Raw genomic sequence first — 17,362 nt, 5'->3', positions numbered from 1 at the left:
GCTTCGCTCAGCGCGAGGTGCTGGCCCCCGCACGGCGCTTGTTGTACACGTCGAACGCCACGGCGAGCAGCAGAACGAGGCCCTTGACGGCCTGCTGCCACTCGATGCCGATGCCCATGATCGACATGCCGTTGTTGAGCACGCCGATGATGAGACCACCGATGATGGCGCCCGAGATCGTGCCGATACCGCCCTGCACCGCCGCGCCACCGATGAAGGCGGCCGAGATGGCCTCGAGCTCGAAGCCGTCACCGGCCTTCGGGCCGGCCAGGTTGAGGCGGGCGGTGAACACCAGGCCGGCGAGCGCGGCCAGGATGCCCATGTTGACGAACAGCCAGAAATCGACCGAGCGGGTCTTGACGCCCGACAGCTCCGCGGCGCGGCGGTTGCCGCCGATCGCGTAGATGTGGCGGCCGAAGACCGTGCGGTTGGCGACGATGCCGTAGATCATGACGAGCACGGCGAGGACGATGAGCGTGACCGGGATGCCCTTGAAGGTGGCGAGCGCGTAGGTGAACGCGCCGACGCCGACCGCGACGAACACCATCTTCGCGATGAACCACACGGTCGGGTCGACCGACTGGCCGTACTTGATGCGCCCGGCGCGCGTGCGCACCTGCTGCACGATGAGGCCGACGATCGCCAGGGCGCCCACGACCATCGTGAAGACGTCGATCGCCGCGTCCGGCCCCGCGAAGGAGATGAAGCCGTTGCCGAGCGCGCGGTACTCCTCCGGGAACGACCCGATGTTCGAGTTGCCGAGCGTGATGAGGGCGAGGCCGCGGAAGATGAGCATGCCCGCCAACGTCACGATGAAGGCGGGGATGCCCACATAGGCGATCCAGAAGCCCTGCCAGGCCCCGACGACCGCGCCGATGACGAGCGCGCCGATGATGGCGAGCCACCACGGAAAGCCCAGTTCCTGAATAAGCACACCCGAGAACGCCCCGATGAACGCGGCGATCGAGCCGACCGACAGGTCGATGTGGCCCGCCACGATCACGAGCACCATGCCGATCGCGAGGATCAGGATGTACCCGTTCTGCACGATCAGGTTCGAGATGTTCTGCGGGCGGAGGAGGATGCCGTTCGTCGTGATCGAGAACAGCACCACGACGGCGATGAGCGCCAGGAAGATGCCGTTCTTGCCCAGGTCGCTCACGATGTGGGCGAGGGTGGGCGGAAGCTGGAAGCCCGGCTTCTTCTTGGCCGGGGTCGTGACTGCGGTGTCGGACATTATCGCTGCTTCTCCAGGGTCATGAGCTTGAGCAGGGCTTCGGGGGTGGCGTCGGAGACGGGCATCTGGCCCGTGATCCGGCCCTCGGAGAGGGCGTAGATGCGGTCGCAGATGCCCAGCAGTTCGGGCAGCTCGGAGGAGATGACGATGATCGCCTTCCCCTCGCTCGCGAGGCGGTTGATGATCGTGTAGATCTCGTACTTGGCTCCGACGTCGATGCCGCGAGTGGGCTCATCGAGGATGAGCACCTCCGGGTCGGAGTAGATCCACTTCGAGAGCACGACCTTCTGCTGGTTCCCGCCGGAGAGCTGGCCGGTCTTGGCCAGCACCGTCGGGCTCTTGATGTTCATGCTCTGGCGGTACTCGTTGGCGACCTTGTACTCCTCGTTGTCGTTCACGAGTCCGCCGCGCACGAGCTTCCGCAGCGAGGCCATCGAGATGTTGCGCTTGATGTCCTCGATGAGGTTGAGCCCGTACATCTTGCGGTCCTCCGTCGCGTAGGCGATGCCGTTGCGGATCGCCTCGTCGACGGAGCGCGTCTTGATCTCGACGCCGCGCTTGTAGACCTTGCCCGAGATGCGGCTGCCGTAGCTGTGGCCGAACAGGCTCATCGCGAACTCGGTGCGGCCGGCCCCCATGAGGCCGGCGATGCCGACGATCTCGCCCGCGTGCACGGTCAGGTCGACGCTGTCGACGATGACCCGCGAGACATCCTGCGGGTGGTGCGCCGTCCAGCCCTCGACCCGCAGCACCTCCTCGCCGATGTGCGGCGTGTGGTCGGGGTAGCGGTTCTCGAGATCGCGACCGACCATGCCCTTGATGATGCGGTCCTCCGAGACATCGGCGCGACGGATCGTCTCGATCGTCTTGCCGTCGCGGATGACCGTCACCGAGTCGGCGATCTTCTTGATCTCGTTGAGCTTGTGGCTGATGATGATCGACGTGATGCCCTGCTCCTTCAGGTGCAGGATCAGGTCGAGCAGGTGGTCGGAGTCGGCGTCGTTGAGCGCGGCGGTCGGCTCGTCGAGGATGAGGAGCTTGACCTCCTTCGACAGCGCCTTCGCGATCTCGACGAGCTGCTGCTTGCCGACGCCGATGTCGAGGATCCGGGTGACGGGGTCCTCGTCGAGCCCCACCCGCGCGAGCAGCTTCTTGGCCTCGAGGTTCGTCTTGTTCCAGTCGATGAGGCCGAGCGGCCCCTTCACCTCGTTGTTGAGGAAGATGTTCTCGGCGATCGAGAGGTAGGGGCTCAGCGCGAGCTCCTGGTGGATGATGACGATGCCCTTGGCCTCGCTGTCGCGGATGTCCTTGAACTCGACGGTCTCGTTCTCGAAGACGATGTCGCCGTCGTAGCTGCCGTGCGGGTAGACGCCCGACAGAACCTTCATCAGGGTCGACTTGCCGGCGCCGTTCTCACCGCAGATGGCGTGCACCTCGCCGCGCGCCACCTCGAGGGTGACGTCGGAGAGCGCCTTGACACCCGGGAAGGTCTTCGTGATCGACCGCATCTCGAGGATGTTCTGGGTCACGTGCTGCCCACTTCCTTACGTCGTTGGGGGAAAGAGCCGGTGGTGGGGAGCCTAATGCGACTCCCCACCACCGGCCAGATGCATCACTGGTGGTGCGGTAGTGCGACCTCGTTAGAGGCCGAGCTCCTCAGCCGTCCAGTAACCGGTGTCGACCAGCGCCTCCTGCACGTTGTCAGCGACAACCGGCACCGGGCCGAGCAGGAACGACGGAACGACGAGGACGCCGTTGTCGTAGGTGGTGGTGTTGTTGATCTCCGGCTCGCCGCCCTCGAGCAGGGCGACGGCCATGCCGGCCGCGACCTTCGCGAGCTCGCGGGTGTCCTTGAAGATCGTCGCGTACTGCTCACCCGAGAGGATCGCCTTGACCGAGTCGACCTCAGCGTCCTGACCCGAGATGATCGGGAAGTCGACGCCCACGGCGTAGCCCGCGTCGGTGAGGGCCGAGATGATGCCACGGCTCAGACCGTCGTAGGGCGACAGCACGGCGTTGACCTTCGAGCCGTCCGAGTAGTGCGCCGTGAGGAGGTCCTCCATGCGGCTCTGGGCGACCTCGCCGTCCCAGCGCAGCGTGGCGGCCTGCTCGATGTCGGTCTGACCCGACTTCACGACGAGCGTGCCGTCATCGATCAGCGGCTGGAGCACGTCCATCGCGCCGTCGAAGAAGAAGAAGGCGTTGTTGTCGTCGAGCGAGCCGGCGAACAGCTCGATGTTGAACGGACCGGCCGGAGCGTCGGGGAGCGCGTTGCCCTCGAGGTCGGTCAGGCCGAGGCCGTTCAGCAGGGTCCAGGCCTGCTGCTGGCCCACGAGGAAGTTGTCGAACGTCGCGTAGTAGTTGACGTTCTCCGAGTCGCGGATCAGACGGTCGTAGGCGATGACCGGGATGTCGCTGTCGGCAGCGGTCTGCAGCACCTCGGTGAGGGTGGTGCCGTCGATCGCGGCGATGATCAGGGCCTCAGCGCCCTTGGTGATCATGTTCTCGACCTGCGAGACCTGGGTGGGGATGTCGTCCTCAGCGAACTGCAGGTCGACGGTGTAGCCAGCCGCCTCGAGCTCGGCCACGAGGGCGTCGCCGTCCGCGATCCAGCGCTCCGACGAGCGGGTGGGCATGGCGACGCCGATGAGGCCGCCGCCCTCGCCCTCGCCCTCGGCAGCCGGGGCCGAGCAGGCGGCGAGACCGAAGGTCATCGCGCCGATGGCCACGGCGGAGAGAAGAAGGTTCTTCTTCACTGTGTGTCCTTTCATTGGGGATGTGGTGGTGCTGCGGAACCCGGCTCGACATCGGGCCGGGGCCGTTCCCGGGGCGTGAGCCCCGGGACGTCTAGGGGGTGATCGGCGCCGTCATAGCGACTGCGCCAATCGGTAGTACGCGGCGTTCGTGCGCACGTCGCGCGCGAAACCCTCGAGCGAGGTGGTCTCATCGATCACCAGCAGCTCGACGCCAGTCATCTGCGCGAAGTCGCGGACGACCTCGACGCCGACCTGAGTGGTCATGACGGTGTGGTGGGCGGCTCCAGCCGTCAGCCAGGCTGCGGCGGAGGTCGTGAAGTCGGGCGCGGGCTTCCACACCGCGTGGCCGACGGGAAGCTTCGGCATGGGCTCGGGCAGCGCGACGTTCTCGACGACGTTCGCCACGAGACGGAAGCGGTCGCGCAGGTCGCTCAGGGCGACCACGAGCGCGGGGCCGGGGTCGGCCGTGAACACCAGGCGCACCGGGTCCTCCTTGCCGCCGATGCCGAGGGGGTGCACCTCGAGGCGCGCGCGCTGGCTCGTCAGCGAGGGGCTGACCTCGAGCATGTGGGCGCCGAGGATGAGCTCCTTGCCCGGCTCGAGGTGGTACGTGTAGTCCTCCATCAGCGAGGCGCCACCGGGCAGCCCGGCGCCCATGACCGCCGCGGCGCGGACGAGCACCGCGGTCTTCCAGTCGCCCTCGGCTCCGAATCCGTAGCCGTCGGCCATCAGCCGCTGCACGGCGAGACCCGGCAGCTGGCGCAGCGCGCCGAGGTCTTCGAAGGACGTGGTGAAGGCGGAGAATCCGCCGCCTTCGAGGAACCCGCGCAGCCCCAGCTCGATCGCCGCACCGTAGCGCAGCGACTCGTGCCGGTCGGCCCCCGGGTGCAGCTCGGGGGCCACGTCGTAGCGGTCCAGGTACTCCTCGACGAGGGTGTCGATGTCGGCATCGGCGACGGCGTGCACCGCGTCGGCCAGCTCGGTGACGCCCCAGGTGTTCACCTGCACGCCGAACCGCAGCTCGGCCTCGGTCTTGTCGCCCTCGGTGACCGCGACGTAGCGCATGTTGTCGCCGAAACGGGCGAGCTTGAGGTTCTGCGTCGCGTGCCGACCGGCGGCGGCGCGCGCCCACGTTCCGACGCGGTCGGTGACCGCGGGGTTCGACACGTGGCCGACCACGGTGGTGCGGGCCACGCCGAGGCGCGACACGATGTAGCCGAACTCGCGGTCGCCGTGCGCGGCCTGGTTGAGGTTCATGAAGTCGAAGTCGATCTCCGACCATGGCAGCGCGACGTTGGCCTGGGTGTGCAGGTGCAGCAGCGGCTTCTGCAGCGCGTCGAGGCCGGCGATCCACATCTTGGCCGGGCTGAAGGTGTGCATCCACGCGATCACGCCGATGACGTTCTCGGCGGCGTTCGCCTCCTGCATGACCCGCTTGATGCTGGCGCTGTCGACGAGCGTGGGCTTCCAGACGATCGAGACCGGGATGCTGGCCGCGGCCTGCAGCCCCGCGACGACCTGCTGCGACTGCTCGGCGACCTGCCGCAGGGTCTCGTCGCCGTAGAGGTTCTGGCTACCGGTGAGGAACCAGACCTCGAGGGTCGACAGGTCGGGGACGATGCTGCGGGTCACGAGAGGGCTCCGGTGGGTAGGGCGGCGAGAGCGGCGCGCTGGACGGCGAGTCCGCTCTCGAAGCGGTCGAGGTAGACGGCGAAGCCGTCGCGGTCAGCGGGGTCGGGGGCGACGACGCTCGTCGCGACGCCCGCGAAGACGGTGGTGTCGAGGTGGGCGGCAAGGTCGCGCCCCCCGACCGTGCCGCCGCCGGCAGCGAAGGCGGCGAGCAGGGCCATGCCCCAGGCTCCGCCCTCGGCGGCGGCGCCCGCAACGCCGACAGGCGCGTCGAGGGCGGCGGCGAGCGTGCGCTGTGCGACACCCTCGGTGCGGAACAGACCGCCGTGCGCCTGGAGGCGGTCGACCTGCACACCTTCGGCGTGCAGCACGCGCATCCCGACCGCAAGGGTCGCGAAGACACTGAGCAGCTGCGCGCGCACCAGGGCCGCCAGAGTCAGAGCGCTCTCACTGCCGCGGAGGACCATGGGCCGACCGGCGTCGAGCCCGAGAACCGGCTCGCCCGCCTCGAGCGGGTAGGCCACGACACCGTCGGCGTCGGCACCGGCCGTCATGGCCTCGTCGAGCAGCAGTCGGTAGGCGGCGTCGGCGTCGAGCGGGGCACCGGCGATCTCGGCGACGCGGCGGAGCACCCCGACCCAGGCGGCGAGCTCACTCGTGCCGTTGTTGGCGTGCACCATCGCGACCGGGTGGCCGGCCGGCGTGGCGACGAGGTCGATCTCGGGGTGGATGCCCTGCAGGGCGCGCTCGAGCACGACCATCGCGAAGATGCTCGTGCCGACGCTCACGTTTCCGGTGCGCGGGGCGATCGCGTTGGTCGCGACCATGCCGGTGCCGGCGTCGCCCTCGGGCGGGCACAGCAGGGCGCCGGGCTGCAGCGTTCCGCTCGGGTCGAGCAGGGCGGCGCCCTCGGCGCTGAGCGTGCCAGCGGCGGCACCGGCGGGCAGCACGGCCGGGAGCATCCCGGCGAGGGGCCCCGCGAGAGCCGAACCGGCGAGGGCGTCGTAGCGGGCCAGCAGTGCGGCGTCGTACCCCGCGCCGTCGGCCGCGAGCGGGAACATGCCCGAGGCGTCGCCGACGCCGAGCACGCGGTCGCCGCCGATCAGCTCGTGCACGTAGCCGGCGAGAGTCGTGATGCGGTGCACGCGGCCGACGTGCGGCTCGTCGTCGATGACCGCCTGGTGCAGGTGCGCGATCGACCAGCGCTGCGGGATGGCCGTGCCGAAGAGCTCGGTGAGAGCGGCCGCGGCCGCGCCGGTCGTGGTGTTGCGCCACGTGCGGAAGGGCACGAGCAGGTCGCCGGTCTCGTCGAATGCGAGGTGGCCGTGCATCATCGCCGAGACGCCGATCGCCGCGAGGCGGGCGGGCGCGGCACCGTGCCGCGCCGCGGCGTCGGCCGCGAGCGCGGCGTACGCGGCCTGGAGTCCCGCGTGCACGGCCTCGAGCGCGTAGCTCCAGTACCCGTCGACGAGCTCGTTCTGCCACTCGTGCGCGCCCACGGCGAGCACGGTGCTGTCGGCCGGGTCGATGAGGCAGGCCTTGATGCGGGTCGAGCCGAGCTCGATGCCCAGCACCGCACGGCCCTCGGCGATCACCGCGGCGCTCATCGTGCTGCCCCCGCGCTCGTGGGCTGGCCGTAGACGTTCTGGTAGCGGTCGAACAGCGCGTCGATCGCGGCGGGCTCGATCGGCAGCGGGTCGCCGAGCTGGCGTGCGATGTGCACGGTGCGCGCGACATCCTCGAGCATCACGGCCGCCTTGACGGCATCACGGGCGTCGCGCCCGATGGTGAAGGGGCCGTGGTTGCGCATGAGCACCGCGCGCGATCGGTGCCCGCGCAGGGTGTCGACGATGCCGCGGCCGATCGAGTCGTCGCCGATGATCGCGAACGGCCCGACGGGGATCTCGCCGCCGAACTCGTCGGCCATCGCCGTGAGCACGCAGGGGATCGCCTCGGCGCGAGCGGCCCACGCCGTGGCGTAGGTCGAGTGGGTGTGCACGACGCCCCCGACCTCGGGCATCTCGCGGTAGACGTACGCGTGCGCCGCGGTGTCGCTCGAGGGACTGCGGTCGCTGCCGGGGGTGTTGGGCACGACCTCGCCGTCGAGCGTGCACAGGATCATGCTCGAGGCGTCGAGGTCGTCGTACGAGACCCCGCTGGGCTTGATGACGAAGAGGTCGGCACCCGGCACCCGACCGGAGACGTTGCCGCCGGTCCAGACGACGAGGCCGGAGCGCACGAGCTCGGCGTGGAGGGCCGCCACCTCGTCACGCACGCGCGCGATCGCCACCTGGGTCTCGGGGCTGAACGCGGTCATGCGCGCACCTCGGCCGAGCACTCGGCTGCTGCGGGGGCGGTGACGCTCACGGGACTCCATCGTCGCGACGGCGACGGGTGGACCCGGCGCCGGGGTGGTTCAGGGGTGGCGGGTCGGGGCTGAGCCCCGCTCCGGCGCCGTGACCGTTTTGTGATCGTTCACATGGCGCGAGAGCACTCTAACGGCGAAACGGTCACATCTGTCAACCGGCGGACGACACGAAACGATCACAAGTCGATAACGAAGGGGGTGCGCGGGCGCGCGGCGGGCATCCGTCAGCCCAGATCCCTCAGCCCAGATCCGTCAGCACAGACCCGTCAGCCCAGACGGGATGCCCGGGCCGTCGATTCCCGGATGATCAGCTCGGGCTGCACCGGGTCGTGGCTCAGGTCGGTCTCGCCCCGCAGCTCGCCGAGCAGCAGCGCGATCGCGCGGCGACCGATCTCGGCGAAGTTCTGCCGCACGGTCGTGAGCGGCGGAGCGAAGTGCGCCGCCTCGGGAACATCGTCGAAGCCGACGATCGAGATGTCGCCCGGCACCGAGAGGCCCATCTCGCGGCAGGCGTGCATGAAGCCCAGGGCCATCTGGTCGTTGCCGGCGAAGACCGCCGTGAAGTCGCGGTAGCGCAGCAGCTCGAGCCCCGCGTAGTAGCCGAACGAGGCCGTCCAGTCGCCGAGGATCGGCGCGCGGGTGCGCAGGTCGGCATCGCCGAGCTCGCGCAGGAAGCCCTGCATGCGGGCCTCGGCCTCGATCCAGTCCTGCGGGCCCGAGATGTGCATGATCTCGGTGTGGCCCAGCTCGATGAGGTGCCGCGTCGCCATGCGGGCGCCCTGCACCTGGTCGACCCAGAGCGAGTGGTCGGAGCTCAGGCCGGTCGCCTCGAGCGTGACGAACGGCACGCCGACCTGCAGGTCGTGGATGGCCTCGAACACCCGCACCTGCGGCGCGATGACGATGAGAGCCTCGACGGCCTGACTCATCAGGTAGTCGAGCCCGCTCTTGATCGAGGCGTACTCGCTCGACGAGATGTTCGTGATCGACAGCCGGTAGCCGGCCTCGCGCGCCGCGGTCTCGATCGCCTGGATGCTTGTTGCCGGGCCGTAGTGCACGGTCTGCGCCGCGAGCACCCCGATCGTGCGCGATCGGCTCGTGACGAGCGCCCGCGCCGCCTGGTTGGGGCGGTAGCCGAGCTCGTCGATCGCGTCGCGCACGCGCTGCAGCGTCTCGGGCCGGATGTTCGGGCTGTCATTGAGAACCCGCGAGACCGTCTGGTACGAGACCCCCGCCACCCGCGCGACATCGCGGATGTTCGGCGCGCGCACGCGATCGGGTTCGATCGGCCGCTCGGCTTCGGTGGTCATCTTCGTCCGTCCGTGTCGCGATGTGTACGTTCACATCCGCGCCCCATTATGCACGGCCCAGGCGAACACGCACCGGGCCGCTGCGGCCTGGGCCCCGCCGCTACAGCGCCGCGAGCCCCTGCTCGACGTCGGCCACGAGATCGGCCGCGTCTTCGATACCCACCGAGAGCCGCACGATCGCGTCGCTCACCTCGAGCTCGGTGCCCCGCACCGAGGCGTGCGTCATCTCGCTCGGGTAGTTGACGAGCGACTCGACACCACCGAGCGACTCGGCCAGCTGGAAGACGCGCAGGCTCTCGGCGAACGCGCGCGCGGCCGCGTCGCCGCCGGCGAGCTCGAGCGAGAGCATCCCGCCGAACAGGCGCATCTGCCGCGCGGCCAGGGCATGGTCAGGGTGCTCGGGCAGTCCCGGGTAGTAGACCCGGGTGACGGCGGGATGCCCCTGCAGGGCCTCCGCGATGGCCTGAGCATTGGCCGAGTGGCGCTCCATGCGCACGGCCAGCGTCTTGATGCCGCGCGAGGTGAGCCACGCATCCATGGGGCCGGAGACCGCGCCCGCCGCGAACTGGTGAAACTGCACCTGCTCGGCCAGCTCGAGGTCGTTCGTGACAACCGCGCCGCCCAGCACGTCGGAATGCCCGCCGAGGTACTTGGTCGTCGAGTGCACGACGACATCGGCGCCGAGCACGAGCGGCTGCTGCAGGTAGGGCGTGGCGAAGGTGTTGTCGACGACGACGAGCGCGCCGACCGCGTGCGCGAGCTCGGCGAGCGCCGTGATGTCGGTGACCTTCATAAGCGGGTTGCTCGGGGTCTCGAGCCACAGCACGCGCGGCCGCAGCCGCTCGAGGGCCTCGCGGGCGACCGCGAGGTCGCCGAGCTCGACCGTGGTCAGCTCGACCTGCCAGGGCCCGAAGATGCGCCGCACGAGGCGGTGTGTGCCCCCGTAGACGTCGTTGCCCATGAGCACGTGGTCGCCGGGGCGCAGCACCGCGCGCAGCAGGGCGTCTTCCGCCGCGAGGCCCGACGCGAAGCTGAAGGCACGGGCGCCCGACTCGAGTGAGGCGAGCTGGGTCTGCAGCGCGTCGCGCGTGGGGTTGCCGCCGCGGGCGTACTCGTAGCCGCCGCGCAGATCGCCGATCGAGCGCTGCACGAAGGTCGACGTCAGGTAGACGGGCGGCGTGACCGCTCCCGTCGTGGGATCGAACTCTTGCCCGGCGTGGATCGCGCGCGTGGCGAAGCCCTGCAGGATGTGCGGGTCGTGCTCGGTCATGCTGCCCCTCCCGCGAGCGCGGCGATCAGGTCGGTGCGGTGCAGCAGCCCGATGGGGTTGCCGCCGTCGAGCACGAGCAGGGTCTCGGGATGCTGGCCACCCGCCGCGCGGTCGCCGAACCGCTCGCCCGCGGCCTCGAGGCTCTCGTGCGCGCCGACGAGCGGCAGGCCCGGCCCCATCGCCGCGGTGATCGGATCGGCCGGGGTTACCGCGCCGGTCGCGAGCGCGCGCAGCAGCGTGCGCGCGTCGACCGCGCCGATCACCTCGCCGAGCACGAGCGGCGGTTCGGCCGCGACCACCGGCAGCGCACCGCCGTGCGCCTCGAGCGCCGCGACGGCGTCAGCCACGGTGTGCTCGCGCCGCAGGTGCGCGATCGGGCGGGCGGGGCTGCCGAGCAGGTCGGCGACGGTCGGCGAGCCGGTGGCGTGCGAGAAGCCGTGGCGGCGCATCCAGCCGTCGTTGAAGATCTTGCCGAGGTAGCCGCGCCCGCCGTCGGGCAGCAGCACGACGACGATGTCGTCGGGGCCCAGCTCGCGCGCGACCTCGAGGGCGCCCTGCGCGGCCATGCCGCACGAGCCGCCGACGAGAAGCCCCTCCTCGCGAGCGAGCCGCAGTGTGAGGTCGAAGGCCTGCTGGTCGCTCACGGCCACAATGCGGTCGACGACGGCGGGGTCGTAGGCGGAGGGCCAGAAGTCCTCTCCCACCCCCTCGACGAGGTAGGGGCGGCCGGTGCCGCCCGAGTAGACGCTGCCGACGGGGTCGACGCCGACGATCTGCACCCGGCCGCCGGCGCGGTCGGCGCTGACCTCGCGCAGGTAGCGACCGGTGCCGGTGATGGTGCCGCCGGTGCCGACGCCGGCGACGAAGTGGGTGACGCGGCCGTCGGTGTCGGCCCAGATCTCGGGGCCGGTCGTCTCGTAGTGGCTGCGCGGCCCGTTGGGGTTCGCGTACTGATTGGGCTTGAACGCGCCCGGGATCTCGCGGGCCAGACGGTCGGAGACGCTGTAGTACGACTCCGGGTCCTCCGGCGCGACGGCCGTCGGCGTGACGACGATCTCGGCACCGTAGGCGGTGAGGACGTTGCGCTTGTCCTCGCCCACCTTGTCGGGCAGCACGAAGACGCAGCGGTAGCCGCGCTGCTGCGCGACGAGGGCGAGGCCGACGCCCGTGTTGCCACTCGTGGGCTCGACGATCGTGCCGCCGGGCTTCAGCAGGCCCTCCCGCTCGGCGGCGTCGATGATGCGGGTCGCGATGCGGTCTTTGGCGCTGCCGCCGGGGTTCAGGTACTCGACCTTGGCGAGCACGGTGGCGCTGATGCCCTCCGTGACGCGGTTGAGGCGGACGAGGGGGGTTCCGCCGATGAGATCGACGACCGAATCGGCGTACTTCATGCGCCGAATCTATCAGCGGAGGTGCGCGCGTGACGGGGCGCCCCCGCGCTCGGCTCACAGCATCTCCTGTGGTGATCTGGGATGATGGGAGACGGCGTGTGCGCCGAATCCCCTCCCCTCCCGCCCGACAGGAGCCCCCATGCCGGACAGCACCTCCGACCTCACCGTCAAGCAGCAGCGCGAGCAGCGCCGTGCTGAGAAGGTTGCCGCCCTCAAGGCGAAGCAGGCCCGCGAGAAGCGCAACCAGCGCCTCGGGCTCATCGGCGCGATCGTCGGCGGCACGGCCGTGGTCGCGATCATCGTGGGTGTCGTGGTGACCTCGGCGACCCCGCCGGTCGACCCCGCCACGATCGAGATCGAGGGCCTCGAGACCTTCGACGGCCTCGAGTCGCTGCACGTGCAGACCGCCGTCGACTACACGATGACGCCGCCTGCCGGCGGGCCGCACAACCCGACCTGGCTGAACTGCGGCATCTACGAAGAGGCGGTGCCCGCGGAGTACGCGGTGCACTCCCTCGAGCACAGCGCGGTCTGGGTCACCTACGACCCCGAGCAGGTGCAGGGCGCTGACCTGGATGCCCTCCGCAACGCGATGCCGCGCTCCTACATCATCCTCTCGCCGTTCCCGGGGCTCGAGGCCCCGGTGGTCGCGAGCGCGTGGGGCGTGCAGGTGGCGCTCGACGGCGTCGACGACCCGCGCCTGCGCGACTTCATCGTGAAGTACCGCCAGTCGCCCGACGCCCCCGAGCCGGGCGCGCTGTGCAGCCAGGCGCTCGACGGCCCGGGCAAGATCTCCTGACCATGACCGGCGAGGGCACCGCGACGGCGACGGCCGGGGGCGACTCGCCCGGCGCCGTGCCGTCGTTGAGCCGCACCCGCCTGGCAGTGGTCGGCGTGCTGCTGGTGCTCGTGGCGCTCGTCGCGGGGGTGCTGCTCGGGCGCCTGTCGAGCGGTGCCCCGGCGCCGATGCCCAGCGACAGCAGCGCCGAGGCCGGCTTCGCGCGCGACATGCAGGTGCACCACGGGCAGGCCGTCGAGATGGCCCTGCTCGTGCGCGACCGCAGCGATGACGCCGAGATCCGGCTCCTGGCGCTCGACATCGCCACCGCCCAGACTCAGCAGCAGGGGCAGATGTTCGCCTGGCTGGCGATGTGGGGTCTGCCGCAGACCTCGACCGCCCCCGAGATGGAGTGGCTGTCGCGCCCGGTGATCGACGGCTCGGCCGGGCACGACGGTCACGGCGCTCATGTTCCGGGCGAGCCGATGCCGGGCGTCGCGACCTTCGAGCAGATGCAGGCGCTGCAGGACGCGACGGGGGTCGAGGCCGAGCGCATCTTCTTGGAGCTGATGATCGCGCACCATCAGGGCGGGGTCGAGATGGCCGAGGCCGTGCTGGCCCGCAGCGACAACCCGCAGGTTCGGGCGCTCGCCGAGGGCATGGTGCAGCTGCAGCAGAAGGAGCTCGACTACATGGCCGAGCTTCTCGCCGCCCGCAGCTAGCCCGGCCTAGATGGGCGGGGCCGCGGCGGCAGCCTGCTCGGCGACCAGGCGCGCGTACAGCCCGCGCTGCGCAAGAAGCGCGGCGTGGGCACCGCTCTCGACGATGCGGCCGCGATCGACGACGTGGATCTCGTCCGCGCCGATGATGGTCGAGAGCCGATGGGCGATTGCGATCGTCGTGCGGCCACTCGCCGCCGAGTCGAGAGCGCGTTGCACGACGCGCTCCGAGACCGCATCGAGCGCGCTCGTCGCCTCGTCGAGGATCAGCACCGGGGGGTCCTTGAGCAGCACGCGCGCGATGGCCACCCGCTGCTTCTCCCCGCCGGAGAGGCGATAGCCGCGCTCGCCGACGACGGTGTCGTAGCCGTCGGGGAAGCCCGCGATCGTGTCGTGGATGCTGGCCGCACGGCACGCGGCCTCGAGCTCCGCATACGTCGCATCGGGTTTCGCGTAGCGCAGGTTCTCGGCGATGCTCGCGTGGAAGAGGTAGGTCTCCTGGCTGACGATGCCGATGCTGGCGATGAGGGATGCCCGCCGCAGTCGCCGCACGTCGACGCCGCCGACCTCGACGCTGCCGCCGGAGACCTCGTGCAGGCGCGGGATCAGGTACGAGATGGTCGTCTTGCCCGCGCCGGAGGGGCCGACGAAGGCGACGAAGCGCCCGGGCTCGATGGTCAGGCTCACCCCGTCGAGCGTCGGCAGAGCCTCCGAGGGGGCGTCGGGGTAGCGGAACACGACATCGTTCAGCCGCACCCGCCCGCGCTGGGCGGGGTCGGGCTCGACCGCGTCGGGGGCATCGGTGATGCGCGGCTGCAGGTCGAGGTACTCGAAGATGCGGGCGAACAGCGCGCCCGAGGTCTGCAGATCGAGCGCCACCCGCATGAGGCCCATGAGCGGGAAGGTGAGGCGGGCCTGCACCGTGGTGAAAGCGACGATCGTGCCCGCGGTCACGGCGACATCCTGCTGCAGCAGCCAGGCGGCCGCGAGGTAGACGACGGCCGGGATCACCGAGAGGAACACGTTGACCATGGCGAAGAACCACTGGCCGCTCATCGCCAGCCGCACCTGCAGGTCGCGCTGGCGCGCATTCTCGACGCGGTAGCGCTCGACCTCGGCGCCCTGCTGGTCGAAGCTCTTCGCGAGCAGGATGCCCGAGACGCTCAGGGCCTCCTGCGTGATGGCGGTCATGTCGCTCAGCGACTCCTGCGTCGCCGTGGCGATGCGGGCGCGCACCTGGCCCACCCGGCGCTGGGCGATGACGAGCACTGGCAGCAGCACAACCGCGACGATGGTCAACTGCCAGCTCAGCAGGAGCATCGCGACGAGTGCGGCGATGACCGTGACCGTGTTGCCGATGACGCTCGAGACCGTGTTGCTCAGCACGCCGGCGACCCCGCCGACGTCGTTCTGCAGGCGCGACTGGATCACGCCGGTCTTGGTGCGGGTGAAGAAGGCGAGCTCCATGGCCTGGAGGTGGGCGAACAGGCGCACCCGCAGCTGCGCCATGACGCTGTTGCCGACCGTGGCGGTGAGGTGGGTCTGCGCGATGCCGAGGCCGGCCGAGACCACCCACAGCGCGAGCATCGCTCCGACCAGCTGCAGCAGCACCGGCACGTTCGGGGTGCCCTCGGGCGGGAAGAGCCCAACGTCGAAGGCCTGCTGGGTCAGCAGCGGCGGCAGCACGCTGAGCGCGGCCGAGACCAGCACGAGCGCGATCGTGATCGCGAGCGCCGTGCGGTGCGGGCGGAACAGCTCCGCGATACGACCGAGCAGGTTGGGGATGCGCGGCGCCTGCGCGTTGGCCGCCCGCTGTGCGGCGTGGTCGCCGCCCGACACGCGCGACCCCCGGCCGCCCCCACCCATGCTCATGCTGCGAGCCTAGGCGGGACCACCGGGGGTCGACGCCGTGACCGGATCAGCCCTTCGTCGAGCCCGCCAGCAGGCCGCGCACGAAGTAGCGCTGCAGGCTGAAGAACACGATCAGGGGCACGATCAGGGAGATGAACGCCGCCGCGGGGAGGCGCTCGGTGTTCCGGCCGAAGTTGCCCACGAGCTCCGCGAGACGCTGGGTCAGCGGTGCGACGTCGGCAGTGCCGCCCGAGAAGACGAGCGCCACGAGCAGGTCGTTCCAGACCCAGAGGAACTGGAAGATCCCGATCGAGGCGAGCGCCGGCAGCGACAGCGGGATGATGATGCGGAAGAAGATCTGGGTGTGGTTCGCGCCGTCGACGCGCGCCGCCTCGATCACCTCCGCGGGGATCTCGCTGATGAAGTTGTGCAGCAGGAAGATGCACAGCGGCAGGCCGAAGATCGTGTGGGCGATCCACACCGCAGGGAAGGTGCCGCTGATGCCGAGCACCTCGCTGAAGATCTGCAGCAGCGGGATGAGCGCCATCTGCAGCGGCACGATCTGCAGCGCGAAGATCAGCACGAAGAGCGGTGCCGAGCCGCGGAACTTGATCCACGCGAAGGCGTAGGCGGCCATCGTGGCGAGGATGATCGGGAACAGCGCGGCCGGGATCGCGATCACGAGCGAGTTGACGAAGTACGACCCCAGGTTCGCCGACGAGGCGCCCTGGATGGTCAGCACGTCGACGTAGTTCTCGAGCGTGAAGCTCGGGCTGACGAAGATGTTCCACCAGCCGTTGGTGCGGATCTCCTCCGGGGTGCGGAACGACGACACCAGAAGACCGAAGGTCGGGATGGTCCAGACCACGGCGATGACGATCGCGGCGGCGGTCGCCCACGGGGATGTCAGGCGGTCCTTCACCCGGCGCGCCTTGCCGCCTCCGGCGGCCACGGCGATCGCCCGGGTGCTGGTCTGCTCGGCGGCAGCGGACGCAGCGGCGGGGGCGCTCATCGGATCTCCTTCTGCTTGCGCATGACGCGCACGTTGTAGAGCACTATCGGCAGGACCATCACGAACAGCACGACCGCGAGCGCCGAGCCGTAGCCGGTCTCTCCGCGGTTGAAGGCCTGCGTGTACATCTCGTTGGCGACGACCGAGGTGTTGAAGTTGCCGCCGGTCATCGCGCGGACGATGTCGAAGACCTTCAGCGTCGCGATCGAGATCGTGGTGACGACCACGACGAGGGTGCCGCGGATGCCCGGGACGGTCACGTTCCAGAACGACTGCCAGGCGTTCGCGCCGTCGAGCCGGGCGGCCTCGATGATCTCGACCGGCACGCCCTTGATGGCCGCCGACAGCAGCACCATCGCGAAACCGGTCTGGATCCAGACCATCACGACGATGAGGAAGAAGGTGTTCCACGGCGAGTTGACGAGGAACGGCTGCGGGTCCTGCCCGAGCCAGACCAGGATCTGGTTGAGCAGACCGATCTGCTCGCTGAAGCCCACCTCGCGGTACTCGTACATGAAGCGCCAGATGATGCCGGCACCGACGAACGAGATCGCCATGGGCATGAACACGAGCGACTTCAGCACCTTCTCGCCGTGCGACTTGTCGATGAAGACGGCATAGGCGAGGCCGAAGATCGTGGACAGCAGCGGCACCAGCGCCACCCAGATGAGGGTGTTGATGATCACGATCGTGATCTCGGGTTGGGTGAACATCCAGACGAAGTTGTCGAGACCGACCCACTCGGAGCCGTTCGCCGTCTGGCGGCTGAAGAAGGCGAGGATCGTGGTGCGGATCGCCGGGTACACGAGGCCCACGGCGAGCAGGATCAGCGCGGGGCTGAGGAACGCGGCGAGCTGCAGGAAATCCCTGCCGCGCTTCGGGGCTCGATCGGCGAGGAACAGCACGATGCCGACGACCGCCGCGAACGCAGCCAGGCCGAGGAACATCACCCCGAACTTCTCGAACAGGTCGGACCAGAATTCCATACCGGATCAAACCTCCATTGGTTTGGGTGGACTTTCACGCTACCTGACAGACCGG

At 69.9% G+C, this 17,362-nt stretch carries 14 protein-coding genes; 2 read left to right on the top strand and 12 right to left on the bottom strand.

Annotation, left to right across the window (positions count from 1 at the left end; translation table 11 throughout):
- Positions 1–7: 7 nt before the first annotated feature.
- The 9 genes from mmsB to BJ959_RS09380 all read right to left on the bottom strand — a co-directional run bounded on the left by mmsB (position 8) and on the right by BJ959_RS09380 (position 11,961).
- Positions 8–1,237 carry a multiple monosaccharide ABC transporter permease gene (gene mmsB, locus BJ959_RS09420; protein ID WP_153982203.1) on the bottom strand — a complete coding sequence of 410 codons (1,230 nt, stop codon included), beginning with the start codon at positions 1,235–1,237 and terminating at the stop codon, positions 8–10.
- A complete protein-coding gene (gene mmsA, locus BJ959_RS09415; protein WP_153982204.1) occupies positions 1,237–2,766 on the bottom strand; it encodes a multiple monosaccharide ABC transporter ATP-binding protein in 1,530 nt (509 codons plus the stop codon). Before mmsA ends, mmsB begins: the two co-directional genes overlap by 1 nt.
- Positions 2,767–2,877: 111 nt before the next feature.
- Positions 2,878–3,993 carry a multiple monosaccharide ABC transporter substrate-binding protein gene (gene chvE / locus BJ959_RS09410; RefSeq protein WP_341799927.1) on the bottom strand — a complete coding sequence of 372 codons (1,116 nt, stop codon included), beginning with the start codon at positions 3,991–3,993 and terminating at the stop codon, positions 2,878–2,880.
- A gap of 111 nt (positions 3,994–4,104) precedes the next feature.
- Positions 4,105–5,613: an L-arabinose isomerase gene (gene araA / locus BJ959_RS09405; protein ID WP_153982269.1), complete on the bottom strand. Its 1,509-nt coding sequence runs from the start codon at positions 5,611–5,613 to the stop codon at positions 4,105–4,107.
- Positions 5,614–5,621: 8 nt separating this feature from the next.
- Positions 5,622–7,229, bottom strand: a complete 1,608-nt coding sequence (locus BJ959_RS09400) for an FGGY-family carbohydrate kinase (protein WP_153982206.1) — start codon at positions 7,227–7,229, stop codon at positions 5,622–5,624.
- On the bottom strand, positions 7,226–7,939 hold the full coding sequence (locus BJ959_RS09395) for an L-ribulose-5-phosphate 4-epimerase (RefSeq protein WP_047566671.1): 714 nt from the start codon (positions 7,937–7,939) through the stop codon (positions 7,226–7,228). Before BJ959_RS09395 ends, BJ959_RS09400 begins: the two co-directional genes overlap by 4 nt.
- 317 nt (positions 7,940–8,256) lie before the next feature.
- Positions 8,257–9,300 carry a LacI family DNA-binding transcriptional regulator gene (locus BJ959_RS09390; RefSeq protein WP_153982207.1) on the bottom strand — a complete coding sequence of 348 codons (1,044 nt, stop codon included), beginning with the start codon at positions 9,298–9,300 and terminating at the stop codon, positions 8,257–8,259.
- 100 nt (positions 9,301–9,400) lie between these two features.
- A complete protein-coding gene (locus BJ959_RS09385) occupies positions 9,401–10,570 on the bottom strand; it encodes a cystathionine gamma-synthase (protein ID WP_183321963.1) in 1,170 nt (389 codons plus the stop codon).
- The gene (locus BJ959_RS09380; protein ID WP_153982208.1) at positions 10,567–11,961 is read right to left on the bottom strand and encodes a cystathionine beta-synthase; all 1,395 of its coding nucleotides are present in this window, start codon (positions 11,959–11,961) and stop codon (positions 10,567–10,569) included. The genes BJ959_RS09385 and BJ959_RS09380 overlap by 4 nt, the downstream gene beginning before the upstream one ends.
- Positions 11,962–12,100: 139 nt before the next feature.
- On the opposite strand from BJ959_RS09380, the gene BJ959_RS09375 reads away from it, so the two are divergent.
- Positions 12,101–12,760: a thioredoxin-like domain-containing protein gene (locus BJ959_RS09375; RefSeq protein WP_153982209.1), complete on the top strand. Its 660-nt coding sequence runs from the start codon at positions 12,101–12,103 to the stop codon at positions 12,758–12,760.
- Between the two features lie 2 nt (positions 12,761–12,762).
- Positions 12,763–13,461: a DUF305 domain-containing protein gene (locus BJ959_RS09370; RefSeq protein ID WP_153982210.1), complete on the top strand. Its 699-nt coding sequence runs from the start codon at positions 12,763–12,765 to the stop codon at positions 13,459–13,461.
- Between the two features lie 6 nt (positions 13,462–13,467).
- Here BJ959_RS09370 and BJ959_RS09365 read toward each other — a convergent pair whose 3' ends face one another.
- The 3 genes from BJ959_RS09365 to BJ959_RS09355 are packed head-to-tail and all read right to left on the bottom strand — an operon-like array spanning position 13,468 to position 17,307.
- The gene (locus BJ959_RS09365; RefSeq protein ID WP_153982211.1) at positions 13,468–15,330 is read right to left on the bottom strand and encodes an ABC transporter ATP-binding protein; all 1,863 of its coding nucleotides are present in this window, start codon (positions 15,328–15,330) and stop codon (positions 13,468–13,470) included.
- A 46-nt stretch (positions 15,331–15,376) separates the two neighbouring features.
- The gene (locus BJ959_RS09360; protein ID WP_153982212.1) at positions 15,377–16,321 is read right to left on the bottom strand and encodes a carbohydrate ABC transporter permease; all 945 of its coding nucleotides are present in this window, start codon (positions 16,319–16,321) and stop codon (positions 15,377–15,379) included.
- Positions 16,318–17,307: a carbohydrate ABC transporter permease gene (locus tag BJ959_RS09355; RefSeq protein WP_153982213.1), complete on the bottom strand. Its 990-nt coding sequence runs from the start codon at positions 17,305–17,307 to the stop codon at positions 16,318–16,320. Before BJ959_RS09355 ends, BJ959_RS09360 begins: the two co-directional genes overlap by 4 nt.
- Between the last annotated feature and the right edge of the window lie 55 nt (positions 17,308–17,362).

The sequence above is a fragment of the Microcella frigidaquae genome, from assembly GCF_014200395.1.
Taxonomy (GTDB): Bacteria; Actinomycetota; Actinomycetes; order Actinomycetales; family Microbacteriaceae; genus Microcella; species Microcella frigidaquae.
This window is presented reverse-complemented; position numbering and strand designations above follow the sequence as displayed.